This is a genomic window from Sphingobacterium sp. SGR-19 (assembly GCF_011043555.1).
Taxonomy (GTDB): Bacteria; Bacteroidota; Bacteroidia; order Sphingobacteriales; family Sphingobacteriaceae; genus Sphingobacterium.
The window spans coordinates 98953-113335 of the sequence record NZ_JAAKGS010000009.1 but is presented as its reverse complement, the minus strand read 5'-3'; the positions used below and the strand labels follow the sequence as shown (position 1 = coordinate 113335).

The window sequence follows — 14383 nt, the reverse complement described above, 5'->3', positions numbered from 1 at the left end:
GACTTTTTTTCGTTCAAAATAATTACGTGCCCGCTACGCAACATTTCGACCAGCGTTCACAACACCATAAATAGTTCGAGCAATGAGTTTTCTATAAACGGTCTCCTGTTCAGGCGACATTTTTTTATTCCGCAGGGAGCGAATAGCATAATGCTGAATCGTTAGCAACGGCAGCACAATCTTCTCTCGCGCTAAGACGGAAGCCCGCTCAATCGGATAATCCTCCATCAATACAGATGAATTACTTAATTTGAGAATGTACTTTTTAGTCAATTCGAATTCATCACGTAGCATTTTCCAAAAGTCACCAAATGTCTCATCGTACTGCATATAAGCTGTAATATCGAAGTTCGATTTAGTCATGGACATCATACAGTTATCGATTATGGTCTTGAACATGCCTGAACTCCCATATAAGTTTTTCACATAAGACCATAGGTTGTTTTCCTCTGCCCACCGCAATGCGGTGCCGACACCATAAAACCCGGGGATATTTTGCTTTAATTGACTCCAAGATGTTACGAAACTAATCGCTCTCAAATCCTCCAACCGTAATTCTTTACCGGAATTTCGCTTCACGGGACGACTACTAATATTTACCTCCGACAATTGCTTTAAAGGACTTAATGTTTCCAGATATTTTAAGAATAACGGGTGTCTCCGGAGTGACATAAATTTATCGTGACTCTCGTGCGCCATCTGGTCTATTACCTCTTTTTGCTTTTTTGTCAAGGTATCGCCATCCTTCTGTTGAAGTTCCGATATAATTCCTGCTTGCAATAGCTGCTCTATATTATACTTGGCATTTTCCAAGGAACCATATTGACTACTGATGGTCTGCCCTTGGATCGTTAATTGGATATGTTCGTTGGCAATCTCTTTCCCCATAGAAGCATAAAAACGCTGCGTTTTTCCACCACCACGAGCCGGAGGCCCGCCCCGACCATCAAAAAACACCAAGTCCACATCATACTCCCGCGCGATAGCTGTTAACTCGATTTTCGCTCGATAGATAGACCAGTTCGCCATCAAGTATCCACCATCTTTTGTACTATCCGAAAATCCAAGCATAATCGTTTGTTTATTGCCACGACGTTTAATATGTTTCGCATATTCTTTATTGGAATACAAACTCCGCATCACATCGGCCGCCCGAGAAAGATCATCTACCGTTTCAAATAACGGCACAAAATCAATAGTGAGATTATCTTTTTTCCATCCAGACCATAAAAACAGTTGCATCAAGCCCAAAATATCCGACGCTTGCTGACAGTTGCTGATAATAAAACGCTGTGCCGCCCGTTCACTCCCCGATTTTTGAATATCTTTTAGCAATTCGATAACCTCTAACGTATCGACAACAAGCTTATCCGCGTCCTTATCAAAACCCAAGTTCAGCTCAGAAAAAGGAATGTGTTTCTCTTTCTCGGTCTCCGATATTGACACTTGGTTTAAATCGAGTCCTGTTTCAGGATAATGCTCTACCAAATAATTAAACGTGTTTCGCAGTATACTGCTATCTTGACGAATATCCAACGTCGTAAAATAACACCCAAATGTTGTCACCTTACGGATCAAGTCTTCCACCAATTCGATAAAAAGACCGTCGTGCATAGTGTTCAACACTTCCTTCACACCGTTCAAATTTTCCAATATTTTCGCTGTATCGTCGGTTGGATTTTCCACAGGATTAAAACTATTCTCGTAGAACAAATCCTGTAATACATCCAAGTATTTTTGTGTTCCACGGAACGTTATCCGTCGTCTCAACAGACGAAAATCACGGTAATAACAACGAAATAGTATAGTACGTAACATACTGGCAACTTTTTTTGTACTTTCTGCCGTCACATTAGGGTTACCATCCCTATCTCCACCCGGCCAAAACCCAAGTTCAATAAGTTGCTTTAGGTCATCGATAGGCAATTCCAGTTCACTATCTATACTTGATTGTATTTCCGACGCCACCTTATAAAAGACATTTTCTAAGAACCAGGCTAAGCTGGCCGCTTCATCTACCGGTGTCGGCTTCTCTTTATTTATAAACGGTGTCTTGCCTAACTGTTGCAATAAAAGTTGGATATTATGGACATCATTTCTTTTCAAAGCGTCTATTAGATCGGTAATAATCGCCAGCACCGGGCCCGGATAGAACTGCGTAGGATGCGCTGTCAGCACAAGTCTAACAGAAAAATTGTGCAGTTTATTCACAATCTTCTTTTTTAATTCCGGGTTTTCCTGCGCCGCTCGAAACAAGGATTGCAAAATCCCCAACTCCTCTGTTTTACCTACGGCGTGGAAAGCCGAATCTTCCACAGCATCGAAAAGAACGACCTGTCGTTCGATATACTGTACAATTCTAAAAAGAAAATCGATCCGATCTTCTTCCTGTACATATTGTTCGTATTGACCAAAGAAGCTTTCTATAATGTCCTCCGGTGTTAAACGCGCCTCCACGCCCTTTTCACAATGAGTAGAAAAAAAGGGAAGAATCGTCCCCGTATGCTGCACACTTTGAAAAGGTAATGTTAAGAACAAGCTTTTGTATAAATCAAAGCGTGTTAAAACTTCATTGTGAAAGACAGATTTTTTTTGACTTATTTTCATATATTATTTTTTGTTTCAATAGCTATAAAAACGCGAAGTAAATAATGATTGCCTTTTATGACAACATGATTTACATCTCGGCTTCATGCTAAAATTAAGGAATAACATAGATTTCGAACGCAATAAATTCGAATCGGACCAAAATATACATTTTTAACAACAAAAACAACTTTTTGATGCAATCAAAACATCAAAATGATATCTTCGTTATAAAAAACACAAAGCATCAGCTTTGATCTTTTTTCTGCGAATATTGTATTCCATCGTTATCAACAAACGTTAAAGCTCTTTCATAAGTACGGCGATATTAGGGGATTCATGAAGGTTTTTCTATCTTTGCTTACACATTTTTTCCATGAAAAGGATCAAAGAAATTAGTCATTTCTTCTATGGCCAGTATTTTGCTGAAGGATTGATGATTACACTAGGGTGTATCGTCCCTTTGTTAGTATGTATATATTTAGGATATTTGAATGAAGGCACGTTGATTTCTTTTGGTGCATTATTAGTCGGACTTTCTGACACACCTGGCGCCCCATCCCATCGTCGTTTAGGAATGTTATCTACCATCGTGCTCGGTATCCTGACTTACCTGATTATCGTTTTTGTCAACTTTTCAGTTTCATTGACAACTATTTTCATAGCGGTATTGAGCTTTCTTTTTGCGATGTTTGCTGTTTTCAACGCACGAGCTGCGACTGTCGGCGCAATGTGCACGCTTCTGATGCTCTTCAACGTCCAACACACCATCACAGCAGGAAACATCTGGTTTCCGCTCTTATTTACCATCGTCGGAGGGCTGTGGTATATGCTCCTGAGTATGTCCGTAATAAAAATACGCCCATATCGTATTGCCCAGCAGGAACTTGCGGAATCGATACGTTACGTAGCAGATTATATTCGGTTAAAAGCCAATTTTTATGACTCAAATGTAAGTATAGAAGATAATTATATTAGATTAATTGAGAAACAAGTCGAAGTAAACAAACATCAGGAATCTGTCCGAGACATTCTTTTCCAGAGTAAACGTTCTATCAAAGATACGACCAAAATTGGTCGTTATCTCACACTTATTTTCTCGGATATTGTTGATCTCTTTGAACAGAGTTTAACCACTCAATATGACTACAATGCCATTAAAACGAATTACGGTCAATATGGTATACTTATTCCATTCAAGCACACGATATTAAAAGTAACCAATGAACTGGACAATATAGCGTATTCTATTAATGCCAACAAATTGCCTAAACCCACCTATACGTTTGAAAATGACATAAATCGTTTATTGGAGTCTGTAGAGAGCCTAGACAAAAAAGGCATTAACACCATTCCTCTTAAAAAGATCATAATCAGTATTCGGAGTATAATCAGATATCTGGAGAACATATATAGCTATAATTCGTCGAATGTAGGACCGAATATCCCAAAAGAAGAAATCGATTCAGCATCTCAATTTATTACACGCGATCAGATTGACTGGACGAAATTCAGAAATAACCTTAGCTTGGAATCATCAGCTTTTCGCCACGCACTGCGTATGGCTATTGTACTTTCGGGAACTTATCTTACACTTAATCTCGTAAACTTCAGCCCAAACGGGATCTACTGGACTTTATTAACAATTATGGTTATCCTAAAACCCGGATTTGGACTTACGCAAGAAAGAAACTTACAACGTCTTGTTGGAACATTAGTGGGTGGAATTATCGGAGCCGCGGTTATTTTTTTTATTGCCGACGTAAATATCCGATTTGCGTTATTGATATGTTTTTTTCTGGCAGGTTATAGCTTGTTCCGTATCAACTACATTGTAGCTGTGATGTTTATTACGCCTTATGTATTGATCATGTTGAGTTTTCATGGCACAAACACATTAGAGATGGTGGCAGAGCGGGTAATCGACACTTTCTTAGGAGGAGCAATAGCGTTCGTATCAAGTTATATCATCTTTCCTAATTGGGAGAGTACACAATTCCGTGACAACATACGCAGTTTACTTATCGCTAATTACAACTACCTCGCTCAGGCTATTCAAATTCTTTCCGGCAAAGAGCTTACGGTAACGAATTATAAGCTTGCCCGAAAAGAGGTTTATATTGCCTCAGCCAATATGGGATCCACTTTTCAACGTATGCTTACAGAACCCAAATGGCGTCAAAAGTATACAAAAGAAGTCAACAGGTTTGTCATTCTTGATCATATTTTTTCCTCACATTCCGCAAACCTGCTTACTCAAGTAAATCAGGCAGATATCAGCTCTTATCACGCAGAACATGTCAAATTGTTAAAAAAGGCTCTTTCCGAACTGAACAAAGCTATTACATTAATCCTACCCCACGACGATGAAGAAGTGTTTGAACCTAAAGAGGAATTTCCGAATCTCAATGACGTGAGGGATGAAAACGATGAGAGTAAATTAATTACCGAACAATTACAGTTTTTAAGTAAAATTTCAGGAGATTTACACAAAGTCACACAAGAGCTCGTCAATCGTGCAGCGGAACTAGAGCCCGAAGAAAGAATAGGTTTAATAAATGGATAATCATTTTGATGTATTAATTATAGGTGCCGGCCCCATTGGGCTAGCGTGCGGTATCGCTGCACAACAAGTAGGTTTATCGCATATCATTATAGAAAAAGGTTGCTTAGTTAATTCTTTGTATAACTACCCGTTGAATATGACTTTCTTTTCTTCTTCGGAACGGCTGGAAATTGGAGACACCCCCTTTGTTACGACGTTACCAAAACCAAAAAGAGCAGAAGCACTGGAGTATTATCGGCGTATTAACGGGAAATTCAATTTAAATACGCACCTTTTCGAAGAGGTAATTGACGTACAAAAAGACGGTAATCTTTTTATTGTTATAACGACCAAAAGGCAATACACAGCTCAATCTATCGTAGTCGCTACTGGTTTTTACGACGTACCGATGCTGCTAAATGTGCCTGGGGAGGATTTTCCAAAAGTCTCCCACTATTATAAAGATCCACATTTCTACGCTAACCAGCACGTTGTGGTTGTAGGCGCAAGTAATTCCTCTGTAGATGCGGCGCTGGAAACTTATAGAAAAGGTGCAAAAGTAACGATGGTAATACGTGGGCCAGAGATAGGCACTCGTGTGAAATACTGGGTACGACCGGATATAGAAAACAGGATTGCACTTGGCGAAATTGACGTCTATTACCAGAGTAGGCTAGCAGAAATAAAAGAAGAAACCGTTATCATATCCACATCTGGAGGAACAATTGAAATCGAAAACGATTTTGTGCTAGCATTAACAGGTTATCGTCCGAATTTTGATTTTTTGAAAAAAATTGGAATAGAGATTCCTGATGACCCCCCAATGATTCCGGCCCATAACCCTGAGACTATGGAAACGAATATAGGAGGGCTATACTTAGCTGGTGTAGTATGTGGTGGTCTCAATACACACCTGTGGTTTATCGAAAACTCCAGAATCCATGCCGACATTATTATGCGACATATTTTGAAGCAGAAATCTAGTCATTACGCAAGCCCCGAAGAAAAATTTTAACCATCTTCTGCTGCTTAGCGAGGATAAGGTCAAATTCGTCTGGTGTAGGAAACAGGCAATCGTTCAAATCTTTACTTAAAATACCAACACGCATGCCCATCAAAGAAAAGAGCAACAACTCTGCTGTTTCATTAAGATCATCTACATCAATTTCCTTGTTGTCGACGCCTTTTTTCAGTATTCGACTATATTGGTCGCGAATGCGTTCGAAGAACGGACCGATGTTCTTTCCCATTTCTCCTGGATTTTGAACGAATTGAGAGGAAGAATATTCAAACAGGTTATAATTTTCCCGTACAATCACCATCCGACTTTCCACAGCATATAAGAGGATATCTTCTACACCTGGAGTTTTTGTCATGTATACCTCTACCTTGTTAATCATCTCATTGATGACGTGTTCCAACACCGCAGTATATAGGCTGTTCTTGTCTGGAAAATAATAATACAACAACGCCTTAGAAAAGGAAAGATCTTTAGCTATTTCTGCCATGGTAGTCTTTGCCATCCCGAAGTGGGCAAAACGCCGTTTTGCAACATCAAGTATCTTCGCTCTCTTTACATCTACATTCTTAGTCATGCTATTTTATTATTTAAATACTCGGCTTTATATTATCTTTACAGCCATATTATAAAGTTACTTCTTTTTTTGATTTTTTAAAAGGATCAGTCAAGTTAGACATTACAAAAAAATGACAAATACCATCCGGCAAAACGTCTCATTAAAAACTTACAACACATTTGGCATCGAGGTTTCCTGTAAAAACTTTACAAAAATAGTGGACGAAATTCAACTACCTAACTTATTCAAAGAAGGCCAATTTTCTGGGGAATTCTTTGTGTTAGGTGGTGGTAGCAATGTATTATTCACGCAGGACTACCATGGCTTAATTGTACAAATGGGAAACAAGGGAATTACACATTTTATCGAAGGTAATTTTATTTATATAACTGCGAAAGCAGGCGAAGTTTGGAACGACTTCATTTGGTATTGCGTGGAACGTGATTTTGGTGGTGTGGAAAACATGGCACTCATCCCTGGTACCGTAGGTGCCTCCCCTATTCAAAATATAGGGGCATATGGGACGGAACTGATGGATGTATTTTATTCCTGCCAAGCGTTTGATACCACTACTGGAGAATTTACAACTTTCCACAACAACGATTGTGCGTTTACTTATCGCGATAGTATATTTAAATCTAAATATAAAGGACGCTTTATCATCACCTCGGTCACCTATAAATTGCATTTGCATCACAAAATAAATACTTCATATGGCGCTATCAATATGGAATTGCAGAAAAGAGGTATCTCCTCTCCTACTATAAGAGATATTGCAGAAGTAGTCTCCCATATTCGTGTGGAAAAGCTTCCAGATCCTTCCACCATTGGCAACGCTGGCAGCTTCTTTAAAAATCCAGTCATTCCAACAAAAGTGTTTGATGAATTGCAGAAAATATATCCAGATATGATTTTCTATACCATCGACGAAAACCGTGTCAAACTCGCTGCAGGTTGGATGATAGAAGCCTGTGGATGGAAGGGAAAAATAGACGGAAATGTAGCAATCTGGAAAAACCAGGCATTGGTAATCACCAATTTAGGCAACGCAAGTGGCTCAGAAATCTATTTAACATCGTCTAAAATAATGAACGATGTGTATAAAAAATTTGGAATTAAGCTAGAACGGGAAGTAAATATTCTATAGAAGTTTTCAACAATTGTGAATTCAGATTGTGAAAAATAAAAACCGTCCCCTATTCTATTGGCTTTTAAAGAGTTATTTTTAACAAACAGGCATTCTGATAAGTAAATTTAACGGAATATTCATTTAGAATTAACGGTAATCAAAAAGTTTAGCACGCCATTTGCATATTTTGGAATGCAACCGTAGTTCATGCAAATGAAATACACCTTAAATAGCTATTGAACGAAAGTAAGTTCATTTAGTGTAGTGTAAACTTTTTAATCCAGTCTAATATGAATAGAATAGAATTCAACACTTTAGTCATTCGACAATCAGAATCACTAAAAGCGTACGCAAGAAATTTCACTAGAGACCAGGATGACGCCAACGATTTAGTGCAAGATACTCTTTTGAAAGCCGTTACTTATTTTAAAAACTTCAAAGAGGGCACGAATCTGAAAGGCTGGTTATACACCATAATGAAAAATACGTTCATCAACAATTACCGACGAGTTGTAAAAACAAATTCTTTCATAACAAAGGAGGAAGAGATTACCAGTGCAAATCTTGTTGTCTCTGCAACAAAGAATAGAGGCGAAAATAAATTTGTTATGGAAGATATCAACCACGCACTGTCCAACTTGTCAGAGGACTATTATGTTCCCTTTACCATGTATTTCGAAGGTTACAAATATCATGAAATATCCGATTATCTGAATATCCCCATTGGAACAGTGAAAACCCGTATTCATGTGGCACGTAAAGTCATGAAAAAAACATTGAATACCTATAAATTCAGTTATTAAAATCTAAAAAAATGCCCGAATCGGGCATTTTTTTAGATGTATTTCAGTCTACCAGCTCAAATCTAGATAACGTGATAAACTGCTGAATTCTTTCCCCGATATCAGCTGAAGATAATTGTTGCAACTGCTCTGTTCCAAACTTCTCCACACAGAATGAAGCTAATGCTGAGCCATAAATAACTGCGTTTTTCATATTTGTAAAATTTATCGATTTCACCTTTGCCAAATAGCCTATGAAGCCACCGGCAAATGTATCCCCTGCTCCTGTCGGATCAAATACATCGGCCAACGGCAATGCAGGAGCAGAAAATACCTGTCCTTCACCAAATAGCAAAGCTCCGTGTTCTCCCTTTTTAATAATGAGATATTTAGGTCCCATTTCCAGTATAATCTGCGCAGCTTTGACCAAGGAGTATTCGCTGGAAAGCTGGCGCGCTTCTGCATCGTTGATGGTCAAAACATCGACTTTTTTCAATACGGTTTTCAGATCTTCTAAAGCCACATCCATCCAAAAATTCATCGTATCCAGAACGACCAATTTTGGCTTATTTTGGAAACGTTCCAAGGTAGCTATCTGCACCTGGGGAGTTAAGTTACCCAACAACAAATATTTACAATCCTGATAAGAATCTGGTAGTTTCGGATCAAAATCGGCCAACACATTCAATTCTGTTATCAATGTATCGCGACTATTCATATCGTTGTGATATTTCCCCGACCAAAAGAATGATTTTCCGCCCTTCACTACCTCCACGCCTTCTACATCAACACCTTTTGATTGGAGAATGTCCAAATTATCATCGCCAAAGTCTTCTCCAATGACCGAAACTAATTTTACTTTATTATATAGATATGAAGCTGCCAGACCAGCAAATGTAGCGGCACCTCCTACAATTTTATCGGTTTTTCCGAAAGGTGTTTCAATGGCATCGAAAGCCACAGTACCTACGATCACTAAACTCATATTCAATTTTATTAATATACCTGAAGAGCAACACAAAGGTATAAGAATGTACCAGAAATAACAAAAGCTTCAGAAGAAACTACAACATATCCGGAAAGACCGTCATCTGGTTTTTGTAGAAATCGATTTTCTGATATACTCGATTGAAAAAAATTTTCTTGTCTTTGATGCCCGCGGTATTGAGCAATTTAGAGTTCTTCATTTGATATTGAAAGAAATCATACACGGTTTTACAAGTATTTTCGTCATGCGTAATATAATACCCCAACATGGTGTAGGGCACAAAAAGCGATTTTTTCTGTTGATCTGAAATGAGTACGTTATTGTTCAAGATCAGCAAATCATGATAGTACAAACGATATTGATCATTTTTGTCTGTGCACTTCTGTTCCAGCCCGAAGACCAATTCTTTCAGTCCGTCACAAAGTGTTCTACCATGTTCAGCGGACAACAAACCAGAATGAAAGAAGTAAATGATCTGCTGTAATGTGCTATTGATGGTGGTATCGTTCCATATTTCATTTGTTTGGACCGAAGCGTAGAAGGACGTTAGTTTATGACTGTGGTCGATAATCGGTGCCTTGGTACAAAACACATCGAAAGATATGTCCATATCTTCGAGGTTCAGTAAATAAAGCCATACATAGAGCTTGAATTTCGACACTAAATCTGTATTAACCGTATAAAACAGCGGGATATCCTTTGCCGAATAATACAACGAAGTTTCTCCATCCGCGGCATGTACATTTAAATATGTAAACGAACTTTCCAGATATTGGCTTAGACCATCAAAACTACGGACATCTTTGGTTTTCTTGACCAAAACACTGTCGCTTCCCTGAAAAAGTGTATCCATGGAAATACCATAATAATTAGCTAATTGGACACCTTCTTCCATCGAAAACTTGCTTTTCATCGAAATACGCCGATGAGCCGCATCATAGCTAATATCCAATGCTCCTGCCACCTCCTCGATGATAGATTTATGTTCGCCGATTTTCTTCCGTATGGTATCGATTAGGATCTCTTGATACATATTTTTGCGATAATCACAAATATAAAACAAAAAAATATTTTTTACCGCAAATGCCAATGCGAAAAGCACAATATATTTGTAATGTAAATAAATAAAAAAATAGTTGATTCTAGGGAGACAATTCTCAGTATACAATATTGAGAATTGTTTCAGAGGAATCCGATTTGAATTATAAACAAAAAGATCATGGCATCATCAATCGAAAAAGCAAGTACTGCGCTGCACATTATTAATACTGTGCAGAACATGGAACATATTATCCGAAATATCAGGAGTCGTCAGGCTTCCGCTCCAAGCGAGGAAAACACACTGCCATTTGAACCAGAAGTAAGCGCTGATGGCATCCAACAGCGAAAGCGCTTTTTGGAAAATAAAACGGCTACGCACGCTCCTTACCTCATTGAAAACAAAATTTTTGATAACCTCGCAGTTTTGAACGGTAACATCGAAAATTATATCGGCATGACTCGGGTCCCCACGGGCGTAATCGGGCCATTGCATATCATCGGTTCATCTGCCCAAGGCGATTTTTATGTGCCCTTAGCGACAATTGAAGGTGCTTTAGTCGCATCGTACCATCGAGGTGCAAAGGCTTGTTCTATGGCGGGAGGAATCACGTCTATCTGTCTGTTGGAGGGCGTCCAGCGCAGCCCGGTATTCAAATTCGAGAACATTGCCGATCTGGGACTTTTTGTAGCTTGGTTGCTTCCACAAGTCGACAAACTGAAAGAAATCGTCGGACAGACCAGCCGATTTGCCAAATTGATGGATATCAAAATCCAAATCGAGGGCAATCATCTCATCGTCACGCTGGAATATCATACAGGCGATGCCGCTGGACAAAATATGGTGACGATCTGTACGGATGCTATTTGCGAATATATTGTAAATCAGTGTCCGACCAAACCAACGTTGTGGTTCATTGAAGGCAACTATTCAGGCGACAAAAAAGCAACGGCTCTATCATTTACCAATGTCAGAGGAAAGAAGGTGACAGCAGAGATTGTATTATCGGAGGAAATTGTCAATAAGGTTCTCAAAACCACACCGGAGCTGATGGCGGAATATTGGCGTTCATCTACCATTGGTATTATACAGAGTGGTGCGATTGGCGCGCAAGGACACTATGCCAATGGTCTGGCAGCCTTGTTTTTGGCTACCGGCCAAGATGTTGGTTGTGTAGCAGAAGCCGCTACCGGCATCACGAGAATGGAGCTGAATAAAGACGGATCATTGTATGCAAGCGTGACGTTACCTAATTTGGTAGTAGGCACCGTCGGTGGTGGAACCCATCTGCCTACACAACGGGAATGCTTAGAGATGATGGATTGTTATGGTGCGGGTAAAGCCCGGAGATTCGCCGAAATATGTGGTGCACTTGTTTTGGCAGGCGAACTTTCGATTGCAGCAGCTTTGTCTGCCGGACATTTCACGCAGGCACATAAGAAGTTTGGACGAAAAAAATAGAATGCCATGGCAACCAAAAAGGAAAATATCTGGAATGTGCCGAATGCACTATCTGCTTACCGCATCTTGGCGTTACCATTTATTATATATGCTATTATTAGCGGAAATAAAAGTTTGTTCATCACCCTCCTATCCATTAATTTAATTACCGATATTTTGGACGGGTTGATTGCCCGTGCTTTCAAACTACAGACTGAACTGGGCGCAAGACTGGACTCTTTGGCAGATATCGGAACGTATATCATGGCCTTTACAGGCATGATTGTGCTGGAACAAGATTTTGTGAAAGAATATAGGTTTGAATTTATAGTATTGATAGGCTTATGGTTGCTTCCACAGTTGTTAGCTTTATTCCGGTTTGGACGTTTTCCCAGTTTTCACCTATGGTCGAGCAAAGCCATCGGCTATGTCCAAGGCATATTTATCTTCACCTTTTTCCTTTTCGGCTTTTGGGAACCCTATTTTTATTTCATGGTGGTGGTAAGCTGTTTATCTTATCTGGAAGAGTTGCTCCTGGTTGTATCGTTGCCCAAGCTCCGTTCTAATCTAAAGAGCGCATTTTTTGTCTTCCGAAATAAAATATGACGGACTATGTTTTGGACATTATTCTATATTATAATTGTATTCTTCACGATCGGTGGGATAGCCATATTCGTACTCAATAGAAAGAGTGATGCGGAGCAACGGAGAGCACGTTGGGTGAAATATATCTTCTACCTTCTCGCTGTCAGTTTAACTGTCTGGTGTATCCAATATGGAGTCATGCGCTACCTCGCTATGGTGCTGCTCATCATTGGTGCATACGAGATCGTTATGGGTTGGCGTTCGTCAAACAAAGGGATATTATTTTTATGGGTATCCATCCTATTTTATATGGTAACAGCTTTTGGCTTTTATCAATTTTCCAGTCAAGTCGCGTTGGAGCGGGTATTATACGTTTATACTATTGTATTTACATTTGATGGATTTGCCCAAATTACCGGGCAACTGTTTGGAAAGAAGAAGGTGTTGCCAAAAATCAGTCCGGACAAAACAATAGCAGGTGTTGTCGGCGGGTACGTCATGGGGATTGCGACGGGGCTGTTCGTGATGCAGTGGTTAAATATGTCTGGATATGCGATAGGATTTTCGCCATTACTCATTTGCACGGCAGCCTTTGTAGGCGATGCCTTAGCTTCTTGGTACAAACGTCGGTGTAATCTAAAAGATTATAGCAACGTCATTCCTGGACATGGTGGCGTATTGGATAGATTTGACAGTTTCATTTTTGCCGGAGCAGTTTTTTGGTTGGCTTATTTGTAAAAATTTAGGATGACAACACAACAAAATGAATACAGCAATCCGGAAGAAAATAACGCTTCATTCATCAAGCGTTTCTGGATATATCAACGAGAACGTTTTCCCTTGCTGGCACACGGGATTATGATTAGTGCCTTTAGTTTTTCGGCAATAGCCTACTCCAGAATCTCCAGAGGTGCAACGGGTTTCATCTCTTGGCAACATTTTTTGGTAGGCGTATTTACGACAGTAACCCTCTTCTTATTAGTCAGGATATTCGACGAGTTCAAGGACGCCAAAGAAGACGCGATGTACCGAAAGGAATTACCTGTACCTCGTGGGTTGATTTCTCTTAAAGAACTGCGATCAGTTGGTATTCTGCTGTTCTTGGCACAAATCAGCATCAATCTCATTTTCTTCCCCAAGATGCTGATCATTTATGGAATCGTCATTTTTTACCTCTGTTTGATGGGTAAAGAATTTTTTGTGGCGGAATGGTTGAAGAAGCGACCATTTTGGTACGTGACTTCGCACATGCTGATTATTCCATTGATTGATATCTACGCCAGTGGGTTGGATTGGTTACTGGCAGATGCCGATGCACCAAGAGGATTACTGTTCTTTTTCGCCGTTTCTTTTATGAACGGGATTCTACTGGAGATTGGACGAAAAATAAGGAACCCATCCGATGAAAAAGTAGGCGTAGAAACCTATTCCTATCTATTGGGGGCTAAAAAAGCGACAAGACTATGGATACTTATTTTATTCATTACGTGGGTATTGAGTATGGCAGCATCTTATTATGCCGGGTACAGTGTACTTGCTTATATCATTTTAACCGCTATATTTATGTTGAGTTGTATTCCGGCTGTTCTGTTTACGAACAATAGGTCAAGTAAGCGTGCAAAAGCGATTGAATTAACCTCAGCGGGATGGACAATCGATATGTATCTCAGCTTGGGCGTTGTGCCCATGCTGGAACGCTTGTTTGGATAACA

General features: G+C 39.5%; 12 protein-coding genes. 8 read left to right on the top strand and 4 right to left on the bottom strand.

All coding sequences use genetic code 11. The features are described from left to right. Nucleotides 1-33: 33 nt before the first annotated feature. Nucleotides 34-2607 carry a phosphoenolpyruvate carboxylase gene (locus tag G5B43_RS15785; RefSeq protein ID WP_165295770.1) on the bottom strand — a complete coding sequence of 858 codons (2574 nt, stop codon included), beginning with the start codon at nt 2605-2607 and terminating at the stop codon, nt 34-36. 355 nt (nt 2608-2962) lie between these two features. Here G5B43_RS15785 and G5B43_RS15780 point away from each other — a divergent pair, with 355 nt between their 5' ends. Next, complete coding sequence (locus tag G5B43_RS15780; protein WP_165295769.1) at nt 2963-5152, top strand: FUSC family protein; 2190 nt, start codon at nt 2963-2965, stop codon at nt 5150-5152. Further along, nucleotides 5145-6146 (top strand): YpdA family putative bacillithiol disulfide reductase, encoded by a 1002-nt coding sequence (locus G5B43_RS15775; RefSeq protein WP_165295768.1) that lies wholly within the window; start codon nt 5145-5147, stop codon nt 6144-6146. Before G5B43_RS15780 ends, G5B43_RS15775 begins: the two co-directional genes overlap by 8 nt. Here the strand turns inward: G5B43_RS15775 and G5B43_RS15770 are convergent. Beyond that, complete coding sequence (locus tag G5B43_RS15770) at nt 6112-6726, bottom strand: TetR/AcrR family transcriptional regulator (RefSeq protein ID WP_165295767.1); 615 nt, start codon at nt 6724-6726, stop codon at nt 6112-6114. The two genes, G5B43_RS15775 and G5B43_RS15770, sit on opposite strands and share 35 nt — an antisense overlap. A gap of 112 nt (nt 6727-6838) precedes the next feature. Here G5B43_RS15770 and murB point away from each other — a divergent pair, with 112 nt between their 5' ends. Beyond that, entirely contained in the window at nt 6839-7855 is a 1017-nt protein-coding gene (murB, locus tag G5B43_RS15765) for a UDP-N-acetylmuramate dehydrogenase (RefSeq protein WP_165295766.1), read from the top strand. Between the two features lie 272 nt (nt 7856-8127). After that, the gene (locus G5B43_RS15760; RefSeq protein WP_165295765.1) at nt 8128-8640 is read left to right on the top strand and encodes an RNA polymerase sigma factor; all 513 of its coding nucleotides are present in this window, start codon (nt 8128-8130) and stop codon (nt 8638-8640) included. A gap of 43 nt (nt 8641-8683) precedes the next feature. Here G5B43_RS15760 and G5B43_RS15755 read toward each other — a convergent pair whose 3' ends face one another. After that, nucleotides 8684-9604 (bottom strand): PfkB family carbohydrate kinase, encoded by a 921-nt coding sequence (locus G5B43_RS15755; RefSeq protein ID WP_165295764.1) that lies wholly within the window; start codon nt 9602-9604, stop codon nt 8684-8686. Between the two features lie 79 nt (nt 9605-9683). Continuing rightward, the gene (locus tag G5B43_RS15750) at nt 9684-10640 is read right to left on the bottom strand and encodes a hypothetical protein (RefSeq protein ID WP_165295763.1); all 957 of its coding nucleotides are present in this window, start codon (nt 10638-10640) and stop codon (nt 9684-9686) included. 186 nt (nt 10641-10826) lie between these two features. On the opposite strand from G5B43_RS15750, the gene G5B43_RS15745 reads away from it, so the two are divergent. The 4 genes from G5B43_RS15745 to G5B43_RS15730 are packed head-to-tail and all read left to right on the top strand — an operon-like array spanning nt 10827 to nt 14381. Then, nucleotides 10827-12107 (top strand): hydroxymethylglutaryl-CoA reductase, encoded by a 1281-nt coding sequence (locus G5B43_RS15745; protein WP_206367393.1) that lies wholly within the window; start codon nt 10827-10829, stop codon nt 12105-12107. Nucleotides 12108-12113: 6 nt separating this feature from the next. Beyond that, nucleotides 12114-12692, top strand: a complete 579-nt coding sequence (locus tag G5B43_RS15740; RefSeq protein ID WP_165295762.1) for a CDP-alcohol phosphatidyltransferase family protein — start codon at nt 12114-12116, stop codon at nt 12690-12692. Between the two features lie 6 nt (nt 12693-12698). Continuing rightward, nucleotides 12699-13409 carry a phosphatidate cytidylyltransferase gene (locus G5B43_RS15735; RefSeq protein ID WP_165295761.1) on the top strand — a complete coding sequence of 237 codons (711 nt, stop codon included), beginning with the start codon at nt 12699-12701 and terminating at the stop codon, nt 13407-13409. Between the two features lie 9 nt (nt 13410-13418). After that, a complete protein-coding gene (locus tag G5B43_RS15730) occupies nt 13419-14381 on the top strand; it encodes a UbiA family prenyltransferase (protein ID WP_165295760.1) in 963 nt (320 codons plus the stop codon). Nucleotides 14382-14383 lie beyond the last annotated feature (2 nt).

Excerpts from the sequence above, each read along its gene's own strand:
- G5B43_RS15785 (WP_165295770.1), bottom strand. The coding sequence starts at position 2,607 with ATGAAAATAAGTCAAAAAAAATCTGTCTTTCACAATGAAGTTTTAACA.
- G5B43_RS15780 (WP_165295769.1), top strand. The coding sequence starts at position 2,963 with ATGAAAAGGATCAAAGAAATTAGTCATTTCTTCTATGGCCAGTATTTT.
- G5B43_RS15775 (WP_165295768.1), top strand. The coding sequence starts at position 5,145 with ATGGATAATCATTTTGATGTATTAATTATAGGTGCCGGCCCCATTGGG.
- G5B43_RS15770 (WP_165295767.1), bottom strand. The coding sequence starts at position 6,726 with ATGACTAAGAATGTAGATGTAAAGAGAGCGAAGATACTTGATGTTGCA.
- murB (WP_165295766.1), top strand. The coding sequence starts at position 6,839 with ATGACAAATACCATCCGGCAAAACGTCTCATTAAAAACTTACAACACA.
- G5B43_RS15760 (WP_165295765.1), top strand. The coding sequence starts at position 8,128 with ATGAATAGAATAGAATTCAACACTTTAGTCATTCGACAATCAGAATCA.
- G5B43_RS15755 (WP_165295764.1), bottom strand. The coding sequence starts at position 9,604 with ATGAGTTTAGTGATCGTAGGTACTGTGGCTTTCGATGCCATTGAAACA.
- G5B43_RS15750 (WP_165295763.1), bottom strand. The coding sequence starts at position 10,640 with ATGTATCAAGAGATCCTAATCGATACCATACGGAAGAAAATCGGCGAA.
- G5B43_RS15745 (WP_206367393.1), top strand. The coding sequence starts at position 10,827 with ATGGCATCATCAATCGAAAAAGCAAGTACTGCGCTGCACATTATTAAT.
- G5B43_RS15740 (WP_165295762.1), top strand. The coding sequence starts at position 12,114 with ATGGCAACCAAAAAGGAAAATATCTGGAATGTGCCGAATGCACTATCT.
- G5B43_RS15735 (WP_165295761.1), top strand. The coding sequence starts at position 12,699 with ATGTTTTGGACATTATTCTATATTATAATTGTATTCTTCACGATCGGT.
- G5B43_RS15730 (WP_165295760.1), top strand. The coding sequence starts at position 13,419 with ATGACAACACAACAAAATGAATACAGCAATCCGGAAGAAAATAACGCT.